Here is a 14788-nt window from a genome sequence, read left to right as displayed (position 1 = left end):
ACTTTGCAGGCATTGGTAAATACCTTAGCTAACCTTTATATTTACATATTGAATTATTCGTAAATTTTGATTATCAACCAAACTGACAAAGTGAACCTATGCGCTAACAAAGTTTGCTTTTTTGTTGTTTACACTATCTAGAATAAAATCCAGAAAATTCAAAACTTGAAAACGGTTTTATTCTAGCCTAGTCGAGTCCAATGTCATTAAGTTAATGTTTTATTTAGTTGATTAACAGTTATTTAATTGATTTTAAATTGGTGATATCGTATTATTTTTCTTGTATTTATACTATAAAATATATAGTTTTGAATATGCCAAAGAACTCAATCGCGATAGTTGAAATATTAAAAGAAGTGATATTTAGTGATAAAATAAGAATTGAATTTAAAATGAATGATAAAGATTTTAGTCGAAAACGTAAACAGCCTTTTGGAGAAGTTTTACTTTTCATGTTCAATTTATTGAGAAAAAGTTTGGCAATAGAAATTGATAGTTTTATAAATCATCTTAATTCAAAACTCGAATCCGAGCCTATTAAAAATTTCACTAAAAGTGCTTTTGTTCAGAAAAGACAAAAGATAAATCCAGAGGTTTTTAAATATTTATCGAGAGTAATTATGGAAAAAACTTATATTGAAAGAAATAAAAATGTCCAACTATTTTATGGTTATAGACTCCTTGCAGTTGATGGTTCTATGGTTACTCTACCATATACAGAGAATTTAAAGAATGTATTTAGAGTATCAAAAAACAACACTAAAACAGTTCTAGTGCAAGGAAGGGCTTCTGTTTTGTATGACGTACTGAATCGTCTCGCATTGGATTCGTCGTTGAATAATTCAGCATTGGGAGAAAGACAATTGGCATTGAAACATTCTGATTATTGGGCCAAGAACGATTTGATTATATATGATAGAGGCTACGTGGGTTATGATTTTCAGTATGAACATTTTAAAAAGAATATAGATTATTTAATCAGAACAAGTGTTTCCCATAGTGACCTAATAAAAGATTTTGTAAAAAGCAAGAAACAATCAGCCATAGTTGATTTATTTCCAAATCAAAAACACGCTATAGTTGATAAGCAATACACAAAAGAGACATCGCTAAAAGTTCGATTAATTAGAATCGTTTTGTCTAATGGAGAAATTGAAGTTTTGATAACATCTTTATTGGATAGTCAAACTTTTCCAGCCAGTATATTTAAAGAATTATACTTTTTGAGATGGGGCATTGAGACATTTTACGACGAATTGAAAAACAAACTGAAATTGGAATACTTCACGGGTTATTCCAAAGCAAGTATAGAACAGGACTTTTTCTGCACGATATTCATAAGTAATTTGCAATCGACCATTGTAAATGACTTACAAGATGACTTAAAATTAAAGAACAAAACCACAAAACTGGATTACAAGATAAACACAAACTTGTCTTACGGTTTTTTAAAAAATAGAATACTAGAGTTGCTTTTTAAAGAAGCTCCTTTGGATGAAGTATTCGAAGAATTAGAAAATCTATTTCTTAAAAATACAATTCCAATTAGATTAAATCGGAATAATAAACGAGAAGCAGGTAAATATCTCAATCGAAAAAGACCTTTAGTACTTGAAAATCAGAAAGATGCAATATGAAAATTGCTTAACTTAATGACATTGCACTCGATGTAACAAAAAATTGATTGGACTATATTGTACTAGTTTTGGTATTGTTACAAATAATGTCAGGCGCAAAGTCAAGAGACATTTGCGCAGCTGACCTGAATACTATTTTGTTTTAAAATTGAAGAATTAAAAATATACTTTGCGTTTCTTAGTAGGGGAGTACTTTTTTATTTTTTACTTCTTCAAGTAATTCAGCCATCGCTAAATAAATTGCGCTTGATCCACAAATAACGCCAAGTCCACCTGCAATAACTCCAATGGTATCATTGCCTGTCGCTTTTGAAAGTGCTAATAGTAAAAATAATAATGTAAGTGATAAGAAAACAAATTGTTGCACTTTGCTACCGCCCCAAGTTCCCCACCACATAAATCCAGTGAAAATCCCCCAAATAGCAAGATAGCAAGCAAAAAAAGAAGCGGGTGTTTCTTCGGCAGCTTTAACACCTAAGGCTGGCAAAAGCCAAATGCCTACTAATGAAAGCCAAAAAAAACCGTAAGAGATAAAGGCTGTTCCTGCAAAGGTTTTTTCTCGTTTAAAGGCTAAAATTCCAGCAATAATTTGTGCTATGCCACCATAAAATATCCCCATGGATAAAATGACAGCGCTAACAGGAAATAATCCTAAATTGTGAATATTTAATAAAATTGTTGTCATCCCAAAACCCATCAGACCTAAAGGTGCTGGGTTTGCTAATTTATTTTCCATAAGTTATTTGTTTGGTTAGTCTTTTCCAAAATTAGGTTTTATTTTAAGATATCCTAAGGAAATAATATCAAGGACTAAGATTTACTTAGTTTTCACAAACAAATCTTGTTGATCAGGAATATGATTTTTTGTTTCGCAGAGGCACTCAGAAGAAAAAACACTAAGATTAGCAAAGTACCTCTACAAAGTTTATCGTTATATAGGAATTTAACGCTGCAATATACTGCCATTTATAGAGGGCTTCCATAAATTGTATCATCATGAGATATGAAGCAATCATACCAACGGCATCATTCGTTAATTGAAAATAATTAGATTTTAATATTGAAGATATTCTGTGTGAAGTTAGTAATGGATCTATATTGCAAATTCTATAAGAAACATAAGTACATATACGTTTTTTGCGCAAAGATGCTCAAAGTAGACGTAAAACATTCTCATTCAAAATCTACGCATTTTGTCATTATAAAAGAATCTCTAGCTACTCGGCCTTGATTATTGGATTCATAAACGTTTTACCTGTAATAGTAATTATCTTAATATAAGACCATATAAATAACAAACTCAAATAAATATAAAAAATAACGACTTGGATTTATCACCAATCCAAGTCATTTTTAAATACTTACAAAGCTTTTAATACTATATCTATCAATTCGTTGCTGTCCAGTAGTCCATCACAAAAACATCTTCGATAATTGGACCTATTGTACTCACCAAGTTCAAATGGGCTTTGTGAAACAAGTAGATTTCTCTAGCATTTTCATCTTTAAATGTAATAGTAAAAGAATGCGTAAAACCTTTGCTAGCTCCTTCAGTACTATCGTTTATTCCCCATTCTATATTTGCAATTTCGGGGATTTCATTTTTTAGATTTACAAATGCTTTTTCTGCTTCTTCAATTTGTTTCGCTGTAGCATCGGCTTTGTATTTTAGATTTACAATATGTCTTAAAAGTTTTCCATCCCTATTGATTTTAGGCGAAACCTTATAGGAAATTAGCTTTTGTAAATCAAAGCGGTTAGACCCTGCGATTAAGAAATGGTCTTCGCCAATTTTGTGAGAGCGCAGTCCGTAGTAGATAGAAAAACCAGTTTCTAAATAACTCATCGGACTCAATATTCCGTTTTCATCTAGTTTACACAACTGAATACTAGCGTCGTCTCTAGTCCCCACGGCCAGAATCGCTTCGTTATTATTTACAGATACAATTTCTATTCGTGTTTGCCCTTTTAACTTCGTATTTTCATCATCTTTTAAAACAAAATGCGGCACTAATTCCCCTTTGTTATTAATTTTAAAAACACTAACACCATCGCCGTGGTACACAAAATCTTTCTTTTTTATAAAATTGGATTCCGTGTCATAATACTTATGATGTCGGTGACCTACAATTACATATTTATGCTTTCCTAGCGTAACTCCTGTTACAGGATAGGCACCCGTTAAGTAGCGGTCCGTGTCATTATCATCTATATTATTGATATTTTTAAAAGTTCCATTTTCGAAAACTCTAAAACTACTGACTCCGTTATCTTGAAAACCGCCTGTGTAAAGAAATGTTTTACCTTGTATCTTGTGCGTAAACATGCCTATAATTCCATCCGTATGTATTTTATCGTCATCTTTCATCGATTGCACATGCGTAAGTTTTCCTTCATCCTCAATTTTAAAAGAACTCAATCCCGGGTTTTCCTCCAAACCTCCAACAAAGAGATACGAAAACTTTTTCATGTGTATCACCTGCAGCGTAATTGCGGTTCCAAGATGAACTTCAGCAGTATCTTCGACCAAAGAAACTCGTTCGAGAGAACCAGACTTTGCAATCTTAAAAGTCTCGATGACATTTCCGTATTTATTCGCTACAAACAAAAAGTGGGTTCCATTAATAGTATCGGCCACCATACCTCTTGCAGGTCCTTTTTGCATATGAAGTTCATGGCTACTGATTGCCTTTAGCTTTCCTTCGGAATCTAAGCTGTAAACATCAATACTTCCCGCTCCTCCTGCATATACATAATGCGAACCGTCTATTTCGTAACTTGTAACAGAAACAGTGTTCTTGGCAGAAATATTTTGGAAATCTTTTCTATAAAGCATTAAGTCCTCCGTAACTTGCGAGAAACAAATTTGGGTTAATAACAATAGACTTATTTGAAGGTAACTCTTTATATTATTCATAATTATATCTTTTTAAATTCAAAAAATTACTCCACAACTGCCGCTGCTCCTACCATTGCAATAGCTCTGTCTTGATCTATAGTTCCGCCGCTCACGCCAATAGCTCCAATTATCTTGCCTGCTTTATTTTTGATAGGAACCCCACCAGGAAAAGTCATCAAGCCACCATTAGAATGTTCGATGTTATAAATAATTCCTCCAGGTTGCGTTAACTCTCCTAATTTTCCGGTATCCATGTTGAAATACCGTGCGGTTTTGGCTTTTTTTATGGCTACATCAATACTTCCCAAAAAAGAGTCGTCCATTCGTATAAAAGCTTTCAAGTTTGCACCAGCATCTACCACAGCGATATTAACGACTACATTTTGAACTTCTGCATTTTTCTTTGCTGCCAAAAGGACTTTAAAAGCTTCTCCTTCTGTAATATCATTGGTAATTTGTGCTTGCGTAATACTAGGCATCACTGTTAGTACGAGTGCAATTACACCCATCTTCACTTGCTTAAATAATTTCATAAATTCTGTTTATAGTTTAGTAATACAAAATTCATAAACAACAAGGACAAAATTGTTGAACAAGTTCAACAAACAGAAAATAGTTACTGATCCTTTTTGATTTTACTTAAAAATTCATGTGTTATTCCCAAATAGCTAGCGACTTGTTTGTCTGTAATCTTAGAAACGATAGTGGGATAGGCATCTACAAAATCAAAGTAGCGTTCTTTGGCAGTTTTACAGTGATTGCTTATCAGGCGACGCTGCCAAGCAACTATGGCTTTTTGCGACATTACTCTAAATAATTTCTCGACAACAGGAAGTGAGTCATAAAGCGTAAGTTTATCTTCTCTACTAATGAGAAGTAGCTCGCTGTCCTCCAAAGCTTGAATATTTAAATCCGATGGTGACTGATTCATAAAACTATCAATGTCCATGAGCCACCAGTCTTTGGTTGCAAAATATAAGGTGTTTTCGTTTCCCTTTTTATCAATTGTGAAGATTCTAAAACACCCCTTTAGAACAAAACCTTCGAACTTACAAATACTACCTTGTGTAAGCAAAAACTCTTTTTTTTGAATGGCCTGAGGCTTGAAGTACGAGCAAATACTTTCTAGCTCCGAATCAGAAAGTTCAATGTTCTTTTGGATGTTCTTCTTTAATAAATCGTTTGTCATTAATGGTCTTGTACTTAGTTATAGCTTTCAAACTTTAAAATTCTTTGCAAGTTTAAGCACCCAATTTAGTAAATAATACCCAAACATAAAATTTACGACAAGCTTGCGACTTATTTTAGGTCGCTTAAAAGCAGCAAACGTTTTACAAACTACATCCACAAAGTCTTTGTGCGGAATAAACAATCACGGCAAAGGGCATCTTTTTTTTAAACCATATAAGACATATAAGCTTTTCTTTGCTTGTAATTGTAAACTAGTAAAAAAGGAAGTTCATATAAGTTTTGTCGCTTTATAGCAACAAACGTAACGTAAGCAAAATCAACAAAGTTTGTCATTCTGGAAGAATCTCTACATAAACTATTTCCGTTCTGGGTTTAATAAACGTTTGGTTTATAGGAAACCGATTAAAGCAAACCACATCTACAATGTCGTTGCGACTAAGAGCCTGTCCCGTTTTTCGGGAAAGCAATCACGCAAACTGCATCTTTTTTTAAACCATATAAGACATATAAGCTTTTCTTTGCTTAAAATTGTAACCTAGTAAAAAAGGAAGTTCATATAAGTTTTGTCGCTTTAAAGCAACAAACGTAACGCAAGCAACATCGACAAAATTTGTCATTCTGGAAGAATCTCTACACAAACTACTTCCGTTCTAGGTGTAATAAACGTTTTGTTTATAGCAAACAGATTAAAACAACCTACATCTACAAAGTCTTTGCGCGGAACTGCCTGTCCGTTTGTTCGGGAAAGCAATCACGTAAACTGCATCTTTTTTTTAAACCATATAAGACATATAAGCTTTTCTTTACTTGAAATACTAGACTACTAAAAATGGAAGTTCATATAAGTTTTGTCGCTTTAAAGCAACAAACGTAACGCAAGTAAAATCGACTAAGTTTGTCATTCTGGAAGAATCTCTACACAAACTAATTCCGTTCTAGGTTAATAATCGTTTGGTTTATAGGAACCGCATTGCAAATGCTACAACTTTATTAATGATGAAAATAGGTACTCGTTGCAAACGAGCACCAGTTTGGTTTAAGCCCAACGAAACCTTAGTTTTTAATAGCTGCCATTTTAATCAGTCAACATTAAGTCGGCAAATTTTATTCCAAACTCTTTTTCTAAATATTCGACAGTTTTTGGCTGACCTTGAAGTGTTGATTTAATTAATTGGGTAGAATATATACCATCTTTTCTTGTTGCTTTTTTTGCTTGATTACTCTCAACAGTTTTAATCCAATTTACTTTAACTAGATACTCTGATTTCTCATTATCGTAATTGTCAAACATACTTTGTTTTTTAAGTGGTATTTCCCGAAGCGATTTTCCATCATATTTAAATTGTGAAATAGGTACAGCTTTTTCTTCTACTCGTCCAATACCAACATATCCGTGACCTTTCAAATATGGAACTATTATATCACCTGGCTCTAAAGTTCGAATTGGATCGCTATATTTCTTATCTTGTCCAGCCGATAGAAAATTAAATTGTCTACAATCATCCCAGCAACGGTGAATACCTTCTCCAATATTAACATAATATAATCCGTTTTTAAAATCAAAACCAGATAGATTTTGGTGCAAAGTAAAATGCGGACGAAATTTTTCAGCAAAATGACCAGATGATTTATTAGAAAGTAATCTTCCTAGTTTCCACAATAAAGTTTTTTCTATTAGAAACGCATCTCTTTCTGTTAGGTCTTTTGCTATAACTTTTATTATCGGTTTAAGTCCCGAGTTCTGAATTGCTTTAATACGCTTTGCTTTTTCCGAGTCACTATCATCTTTCAGATGAGCTTCTTTTCGACTTCCTTTTCCTTTGCCGTAATAAAACTCCTCAAAGTTTCTCGGGTCAATATAAACATATACGTAATACTCTGATTTATCGTCTTTCATTGCGGTTTGTTCTTACTATTGCTACAAACTAGTTAATATACTAAAGTCTATGTGTTCTTTCAATTTTAAATATCATCGAAGTTTTTTCATTTAATCAAAAAACAACCTCAAACACGTCCCTACCCCCCAATCAATTTATTAATCTCACCCTGCGCTTCTTTAAGCGCTTCGATAATTTTTTCTCTTGAAATTTCGTTATCAATGCTTGAAGAAAAGACAGAAACTGCCAAAACGGCATTCAAATCCGAATCATTCAACCCTATTGGAACGGCAAAATCGGTGATACCACTGGTGATGTTACTTTCGGCAGAACGGTAGCCGTCTTTTTGAACTTGTAGAATCGATTCCTTGAATTCTTCCTGTTTTTTCTTGGTCCATTTACTATAATGTTCATCACGACTTAAAAAATCGTTTCGCTTGTCCTCTAAATAAATCGACAAAAATACCCTGCCCGAAGTAGTCAACGTTAGTGGAAAATGGGTTCCTTCTTCTATCGAAAGTGAAACCGCATTTGGACTTCGCATTTGGGCTATAATCAACAATTGGTCATTATTGATGATACTTAAATGACAAGACTGCCTGATTTTTTCGGATAAATTTTGCATCGGATAATGCGACACTCGTTTCAACTCATCAAAAGGCGTGTGTCGGTGCGAAAGGCTATACATTTTTAAAGACAAACGATACTTTCCCGCATTCGAACCTCTTATTAAGTACCCTCTTTCTTCCAAGCAAACTAACATTCGGTAAATTTCGCTTGGCGTTTTGCTAATTCCTTGGGCAATTTCTGCTTGCGACAACGGAATCCCTTCAGAAGATAAATATTCGAGTATATCTAAGCCTTTATCGAGTGCGGGAGCATTATATTTTGTATTGTTTTCTTCAGCCATCTTTTGTGTTTTACGAGACAAATTTAATAAATTTAATCCGCTTCTTGTTTGTTTCATATATAAAATATACATTTGTATATGAATCACAATAACTAACCAACCAAACGCAAATTATGGCAAATCCTTTATTAGGTACTTTTATCCACGGAGTTGGAGGTGTATCTGCTTCAACCTGTTATGTTCCCTATCAAAAAGTAAAAAAATGGTCTTGGGATACCTACTGGTTGTTTCAAGCCAGTTTCGCTTGGTTCATCTTTCCTTTCGTCATCGGATTTCTTACGGTTCCTGATTTATTAGGTGTTTTTGAAAACTCGGATACTACTATTTTAATTAACGCTACCTTATTAGGAGCTGTTTATGGATTTGGCGGAATGTGTTTTGGTTTTGCCATTAAACACATTGGGTATTCGTTGACGTACACTATCTCTATTGGGATTTCTGCCATTCTAGGAACCATTGTTCCCTTAATTATGCACGGTGAGTTTGTAGAAAAATACAACGCTGCTGGTGGAAGTACCATATTTATAGGAATGTTTTTGGCCTTAATAGGTATCGCACTTTGCGGTGTTGCTGGCTATAGAAAAGAAGCGGACTTGAAACGAAATGCGGTTGAAGGTGCTACTCTTCCTTCTTTCGATATGAAAAAAGGGTTGACCTTAACTATTATAGCTGGTGTTTTGTCGGCTGTTTTCGGAATCTCATTAGAAGTGGGTGCTCCCGTAGCCGAGTTGGCGGGGAAATACGGTGCTGGAAATTACGAAGGAAACGCAAACTTGATTCTTTCCACTTTTGGTGCTTTTGTAACCAATTTGATTTGGTTTCTAATCGCTGGGATCAAAAACAAAACTTTAAAAGAATTTGTAGATGTAAAAAGCATCGGTGCAAAAAATTACGGTATCAATGCCGGAATGTCCATTTTGAGTGGTGCACTTTGGTACGGTCAATTTTTCTTTTATGGTATTGCACACGTACAAATGGGTGCTTACAAATTTGCGAGTTGGGTTATTCATATGTCCATGCTTATCTTCTTTAGCTATATCATCGGAATTGTTATGAAAGAATGGGTAGCAGTAAGCAAACGAACATATACCACATTACTATATGCTTTAATAATCTTAGTGGTTTCCTTTTTTGTAATGACTTACGGAAGCATGCAAGGAGAATAACAAGATAAAAAACAAACTAATAATATAATAAACCAATACAATGGAATCACAACCAATCAAATTAAAAGGAATTACTTGGAATCACAGTAGAGGTTTTACCTCAATGGTCGCTACGGCACAACGTTTCTCAGAACTGAATCCGAATGTAGAAATTACATGGGAGAAAAGATCTTTGCAAGCTTTCGCCGATGAGCCTATCGACGAATTAGCAAAACGCTATGACTTATTGGTAATTGACCACCCTTGGGCAGGTTTTGCGGGTAAAACAAAGGTGATCTTACCGCTAGACGAGTATTTGCCAAAAGCGTTTATAGCTGATTTGGCCGAAAATACGGTGGGGCATTCTCATGTGAGTTACAGTTCAAACGGTCACCAATATGCCTTAGCGATTGATGCCGCTACTCCAGTGGCCTCTAGTCGTCCTGATATTTTGGAAGCTAAAGGTCTAAAATTACCGACCAATTATGACGAACTTTTGGCTTTGGCAAAAAAAGGATTGGTTATAATGCCAGGTATTCCACAAGATACGTTGATGAATTTCTATATGATGTGCTGCAACTTGGGCGAAGAAGTTTGTGTGTCCAAAGAACATGTTGTAAGCCAGGAAATAGGTATAAAAGCTTTGCAAATGTTGCGCGCTTTGGCCGTAGAAATGGATCCTGCTATGTACGATTGGAATCCGATCAAAGTATACGAAGCCATGACTTTGACAGACAAATATGCGTATTGTCCTTGGGCTTATGGATATTCTAACTATAGCCGTAATGGGTATGCTCGAAAATTACTGCATTTTCATGATATGATTGAAATCAATGGAGTAGGGGCAATATCAACTTTAGGAGGAACAGGTTTGGCGGTTTCTGCTCAATCAAAAGAAATTGAAACGGCAATGAAATACCTAGAATATGTAGGTTCTGAAGCATGTCAAAAAACGGTTTTCTTTGACGGCGGTGGACAACCGGGTCACAGAAAAGCATGGACAGATGAATATACAAACAGCATCACAGCCGATTATTTCAAGAACACATTACCTGGATTAGACAGAGCATTTTTACGTCCTAGATACAATGGACACATGTACTTTCAAGACAGAGCGGGTACTCCAATCAGAAATTATTTGATGAACGGAGGAGATGAGTTGGATTTATTGCAACAATTGAATGCGTTGTATTTAAAATCATTAGAGATTTAGAAAAAGTTTAAAAAAGATTAAAAGTTTAAAAATTGTTTAAAGACTAATCGTTAACAATATGAACTTTTTACTTTAAACAAATTAAAAATATGAAACCACTAGAAGGAATTGTAGTACTCGAATTTGCTCAATTTATGGCAGGCCCGTCTGCGGGATTGCGATTGGCAGATTTAGGGGCAAGAGTAATAAAAATAGAACGTCCGGTTCACGGAGAAGCTGGGAGACAAATTGCATTGAAAAATTTATTTTTGGATGGTAGCAGTTTGGTTTTTCACACCGTTAACCGTAACAAAGAATCTTATGCAGCCGATTTGAAAAATCCTGAGGATTTGGAGTGCGTTCGACAATTAATAGCCAAAGCCGATGTCATGACCCACAACTTCCGTCCGGGAGTGATGGAGAAAATCGGTTTGGATTATGAAAAAGTAAAAGCCATCAACCCAAAAATGATTTACGCCACCGTAACCGGTTATGGTACAGAAGGTGCTTGGGTAAAAAAACCAGGACAAGATTTATTGGTACAATCCATGTCGGGTTTTGTGAACTTAACAGGGAACAAAAACGACGATCCTGTTCCTGTGGGAGCGGCGGTTTCGGATATTATTACAGGTTCACATTTAGCGCAAGGTATTTTGGCTTCGATTTATAAAAGAACCAAAACCAACCAAGGTGCTTGGGTCGAAGTAAGTTTACTAGAATCAACACTTGATTTACAGTTCGAAGTCTTGACAACCTACCTTAATGATGGTAATCAAAAACCAATAAGAGCTGAAAAAGGGAATGCAAACCCGTATTTAGGCGCTCCTTATGGTGTCTATAAAACCAAAGATAACTACCTTTCTTTGGCTATGGGTAATATTTTGAATATTGGAAAAGTATTAGGCTGTGCCCCTATCGCATCGTACACCGATTCGGATTCATGGTTTACAAAAAAAGATGAAATCATGACTATTTTGAGTGATTTCTTTATCGAAAAAAGCACACAAGAATGGTTGGATATTTTAGAGCCTGCTGGAATTTGGGCTTCTGCGGTTTTCAATTATGATGATTTATTGAACCACGAAGGGTATAAAGTTTTACAAATGGATCAAAAGTTGGAATTACTTTCTGGTGAAGAAGTACACACGTTGCGTTGTCCTATTCGAATGGATGACGAAAGGATTTTTGCTCCAAAACCAGCTCCAAGAGTCGGTCAACATACTGCTGACATTAGAAAAGAATTTAATTTATAACTGTAATACGTAGAATAATGAAACCATTACAAGATATATTAATCGTTGATTTGAGTCAGTTTTTGTCTGCTCCTTCAGCTACTTTGCGATTGGCCGATTTGGGCGCACGTGTCATTAAAGTCGAACGTCCAGAAACAGGAGATATTTGCCGTCAATTATATGTTTCAAATGTGATATTGAACGGAGAATCGACTGTTTTTAGAGCTATTAATCGAAATAAAGAAAGTTTTCAGGCCGATTTAAAGGTCGAAAAAGATAAAGCACAAGTTTTAAAATTAATCGAAAAAGCCGATGTTTTGGTGCACAATTTCCGCCCAGGAGTGATTGAGCGCTTGGGATTTGATTATGAAACTATCAAAAAAATAAATCCATCGATTGTCTATGGTGATATTTCTGGTTATGGTGATGAGGGTCCGTGGAAAAGTAAGCCAGGACAAGATTTGCTCGTACAATCCTTATCGGGTGTGACTTGGTTGAACGGAAAAATATCCGATGGTCCTGTACCGGTAGGTTTGGCAATTGTTGATATATTGGCAGGAGCGCATTTGGCACAAGGTATTTTGGCTGGATTAATCAAAAAAGCAAAAACTGGCGAAGGTTCAAAAGTTTCGATAAGTATGTTGGAGTCTATTCTTGATTTTCAATTTGAATCGATTACTACTTTTTACCATGATGGTGGCGCGCCTACTATTCGGCCAGAAAGTAATAGTGCACATGCCTATTTGGGTGCACCTTATGGGGTATACCAAACGGCTTCGGGCTATATGTCACTTGCCATGGGAGCCATTCCGTTTGTTGGAGAATTGATTGGATGCGATGCTTTGGCCGCTTATCCAGAACGTGCTAGTTGGTTTACAGAACGTAACGAAATCAAGAAAATATTGGCCAATCACTTATTGACAAACACCACAGAACACTGGTTGAGTTTGTTGGAACCTGCTGATATTTGGTGTGCAAAAATCATGAACTGGGACGAACTTTTTGCTCACGACGGATTCAAGATTTTAGAAATGATTCAGAAAGTAAAAATGGGAGATGGTTTTGAATATGAAACTACACGTTGCCCAATTAAAATTGACGGACAATACATGAAATCTAGTTTGGGTTCCCCTGCATTAGGAGAACACACACAAGCTATTATCAAAGAAATGTTGTAAAATGAGTAAACCAAAATTTAAAATAGCCGTACGTAAATTTGATGCTTTCGAAACTTCCATAATAAAAATATGGGAGGCTTTTTGTGCCGAAACGGGATGTGATTTTGAATTGGAAGCAACCGCCTTTGATTTGCACCCCTTGTATGATACTATTTTAAAAAACAAAGGATTAGCAAATGGAACTTGGGATGTTTCTTTAATCAATACCGATTGGATTACAGAAGCTTTTGCAACGAATGCCGTCGAAGATTTAACACCTTATATCGCTGCACATTCACCCGCTGATTTCTCCGAAGGTTGGTCAGAATCCTTGTTGTATAAACAACGATTTGAAGGCAAAACCGTTGGATTACCTTTTCATGATGGACCTGAATGTTTGATTTATCGAAAGGATTTATTCGACTCAATGGAAGAGCAAATTGCTTTTTATGGTTTATATGGAAAAAAATTGGAAGTTCCCAAAACTTGGGATGACTTGATGGAGGTGGCCAAATTTTTTAACCGACCGGAACAAGGTTTGTACGGAACTACATTTGCAGCTTATCCTGACGGACACAATACCGTTTTTGATTTCTGCCTACAGTTATGGACCCGTGGAGGCGATTTATTCGATTCGAATAAAAAAATAAAAATCAATACTGAAATAGCTATCGAGGGTATGGAGTTTTACCGTTCAGCATTGAAGAACACCAAAGCTATTCACCCTGATTCTCGCGAATTTGATTCGGTTAAGTCCGGAATGGCTTTCGCCAACGGAAACTTGGCGATGATGGTCAATTGGTTTGGTTTTGCCTCTTTTGGTGAAGTATATCCCGATTCGAAAGTGAAAGGCAAAATCGATGTGACGAATGTTCCTGCGGGTCCGAATGGCGAAGGAGTTTCTCTCAACGCTTATTGGATGTACGTAATTGGAAAAGGGAGTACCAATAAAGACCTTGCCTACAATTTTATACAATTTGCTGTAAATGCAAAAAACGATAAACTACTTACTTTGGAAGGCGGAATTGGTTGTAGAAAATCAACTTGGCACGATAAAGAAGTAAACGAACTGGTTCCCTATTATTACAAATTAGAGGAATTACATAAAAATACCCGCTCCCTACCCCGCAAAAGCAATTGGTCTGAAATTGCAGACGTAATTGACCAGATTGTTGTGGAAGTAATCAATAGCGACAAAAGCATTGCATTTATTTTGGAGGAAGCGCAAGGGAAGATTGATTTGATTGAAAAAAATGATTAACGATTGGTGATTAACGATTGCTGATTTTTGATTTGTTGGAACGGGGAAAATGATTAACGATTTTTGACTAACGATTTTTGATTTCTGATTTGTTGGAACGGGGAAAAAGATTAACGATTTTTGATCAACAATTGTTGATTTTTGATTTGTTCGAAGCGTAAAAGTGAATTAAGATTTGATTTTTGAAATTGACTTTTGAAATTGATTTTTGAAGTTTGACCTTTGACCTTTGATTCTCGCGTGAGGGATTGAAGTGGAGCTCTTTTTTTATCAATTGCCTCGGGTTT

The 14788-nt window shown here is 35.4% G+C and carries 12 protein-coding genes; 6 read left to right on the top strand and 6 right to left on the bottom strand.

The genetic code is table 11. The features are described 5' to 3' along the window. The first annotated feature begins 314 nt into the window (after nucleotides 1–314). Nucleotides 315–1637, top strand: coding sequence for an IS4 family transposase (locus ABZP37_RS14385; protein ID WP_366183793.1), 1323 nt, complete (start codon nucleotides 315–317; stop codon nucleotides 1635–1637). A gap of 178 nt (nucleotides 1638–1815) precedes the next feature. Here ABZP37_RS14385 and ABZP37_RS14380 read toward each other — a convergent pair whose 3' ends face one another. The 6 genes from ABZP37_RS14380 to ABZP37_RS14355 form a co-directional block, all read right to left on the bottom strand. Beyond that, nucleotides 1816–2373, bottom strand: coding sequence for an acetate uptake transporter (locus ABZP37_RS14380; protein WP_366183792.1), 558 nt, complete (start codon nucleotides 2371–2373; stop codon nucleotides 1816–1818). Nucleotides 2374–3024: 651 nt separating this feature from the next. After that, nucleotides 3025–4554 carry a Dabb family protein gene (locus ABZP37_RS14375; protein WP_366183791.1) on the bottom strand — a complete coding sequence of 510 codons (1530 nt, stop codon included), beginning with the start codon at nucleotides 4552–4554 and terminating at the stop codon, nucleotides 3025–3027. Nucleotides 4555–4580: 26 nt separating this feature from the next. Further along, nucleotides 4581–5069: a heme-binding protein gene (locus ABZP37_RS14370; RefSeq protein ID WP_366183790.1), complete on the bottom strand. Its 489-nt coding sequence runs from the start codon at nucleotides 5067–5069 to the stop codon at nucleotides 4581–4583. An 83-nt stretch (nucleotides 5070–5152) separates the two neighbouring features. Next, a complete protein-coding gene (locus ABZP37_RS14365) occupies nucleotides 5153–5725 on the bottom strand; it encodes a Crp/Fnr family transcriptional regulator (RefSeq protein WP_366183789.1) in 573 nt (190 codons plus the stop codon). A 1077-nt stretch (nucleotides 5726–6802) separates the two neighbouring features. Then, on the bottom strand, nucleotides 6803–7624 hold the full coding sequence (locus ABZP37_RS14360; protein WP_366183788.1) for a GIY-YIG nuclease family protein: 822 nt from the start codon (nucleotides 7622–7624) through the stop codon (nucleotides 6803–6805). Between the two features lie 119 nt (nucleotides 7625–7743). Continuing rightward, a complete protein-coding gene (locus ABZP37_RS14355; protein WP_159086033.1) occupies nucleotides 7744–8571 on the bottom strand; it encodes an IclR family transcriptional regulator in 828 nt (275 codons plus the stop codon). A gap of 56 nt (nucleotides 8572–8627) precedes the next feature. On the opposite strand from ABZP37_RS14355, the gene ABZP37_RS14350 reads away from it, so the two are divergent. The 5 genes from ABZP37_RS14350 to ABZP37_RS14330 all read left to right on the top strand — a co-directional run bounded on the left by ABZP37_RS14350 (nucleotide 8628) and on the right by ABZP37_RS14330 (nucleotide 14501). Continuing rightward, complete coding sequence (locus ABZP37_RS14350) at nucleotides 8628–9680, top strand: L-rhamnose/proton symporter RhaT (protein ID WP_264619079.1); 1053 nt, start codon at nucleotides 8628–8630, stop codon at nucleotides 9678–9680. Nucleotides 9681–9720: 40 nt separating this feature from the next. Further along, nucleotides 9721–10872, top strand: coding sequence for an extracellular solute-binding protein (locus ABZP37_RS14345; RefSeq protein ID WP_366183787.1), 1152 nt, complete (start codon nucleotides 9721–9723; stop codon nucleotides 10870–10872). Between the two features lie 89 nt (nucleotides 10873–10961). Beyond that, complete coding sequence (locus ABZP37_RS14340; RefSeq protein ID WP_366183786.1) at nucleotides 10962–12104, top strand: CoA transferase; 1143 nt, start codon at nucleotides 10962–10964, stop codon at nucleotides 12102–12104. A 17-nt stretch (nucleotides 12105–12121) separates the two neighbouring features. Then, entirely contained in the window at nucleotides 12122–13261 is a 1140-nt protein-coding gene (locus ABZP37_RS14335) for a CaiB/BaiF CoA-transferase family protein (protein WP_366183785.1), read from the top strand. Between the two features lies 1 nt (nucleotide 13262). Continuing rightward, nucleotides 13263–14501: a sugar ABC transporter substrate-binding protein gene (locus ABZP37_RS14330; protein ID WP_366183784.1), complete on the top strand. Its 1239-nt coding sequence runs from the start codon at nucleotides 13263–13265 to the stop codon at nucleotides 14499–14501. Nucleotides 14502–14788 lie beyond the last annotated feature (287 nt).

This window comes from Flavobacterium ovatum (assembly GCF_040703125.1).
GTDB classification, from domain to species: domain Bacteria; phylum Bacteroidota; class Bacteroidia; order Flavobacteriales; family Flavobacteriaceae; genus Flavobacterium; species Flavobacterium ovatum.
This window is presented reverse-complemented; position numbering and strand designations above follow the sequence as displayed.

Coding starts and splice junctions, on each gene's coding strand:
- ABZP37_RS14385 (WP_366183793.1), top strand. CDS start 315: ATGCCAAAGAACTCAATCGCGATAGTTGAAATATTAAAAGAAGTGATA.
- ABZP37_RS14375 (WP_366183791.1), bottom strand. CDS start 4,554: ATGAATAATATAAAGAGTTACCTTCAAATAAGTCTATTGTTATTAACC.
- ABZP37_RS14360 (WP_366183788.1), bottom strand. CDS start 7,624: ATGAAAGACGATAAATCAGAGTATTACGTATATGTTTATATTGACCCG.
- ABZP37_RS14335 (WP_366183785.1), top strand. CDS start 12,122: ATGAAACCATTACAAGATATATTAATCGTTGATTTGAGTCAGTTTTTG.
- ABZP37_RS14370 (WP_366183790.1), bottom strand. CDS start 5,069: ATGAAATTATTTAAGCAAGTGAAGATGGGTGTAATTGCACTCGTACTA.
- ABZP37_RS14330 (WP_366183784.1), top strand. CDS start 13,263: ATGAGTAAACCAAAATTTAAAATAGCCGTACGTAAATTTGATGCTTTC.
- ABZP37_RS14355 (WP_159086033.1), bottom strand. CDS start 8,571: ATGAAACAAACAAGAAGCGGATTAAATTTATTAAATTTGTCTCGTAAA.
- ABZP37_RS14350 (WP_264619079.1), top strand. CDS start 8,628: ATGGCAAATCCTTTATTAGGTACTTTTATCCACGGAGTTGGAGGTGTA.
- ABZP37_RS14365 (WP_366183789.1), bottom strand. CDS start 5,725: ATGACAAACGATTTATTAAAGAAGAACATCCAAAAGAACATTGAACTT.
- ABZP37_RS14345 (WP_366183787.1), top strand. CDS start 9,721: ATGGAATCACAACCAATCAAATTAAAAGGAATTACTTGGAATCACAGT.
- ABZP37_RS14340 (WP_366183786.1), top strand. CDS start 10,962: ATGAAACCACTAGAAGGAATTGTAGTACTCGAATTTGCTCAATTTATG.
- ABZP37_RS14380 (WP_366183792.1), bottom strand. CDS start 2,373: ATGGAAAATAAATTAGCAAACCCAGCACCTTTAGGTCTGATGGGTTTT.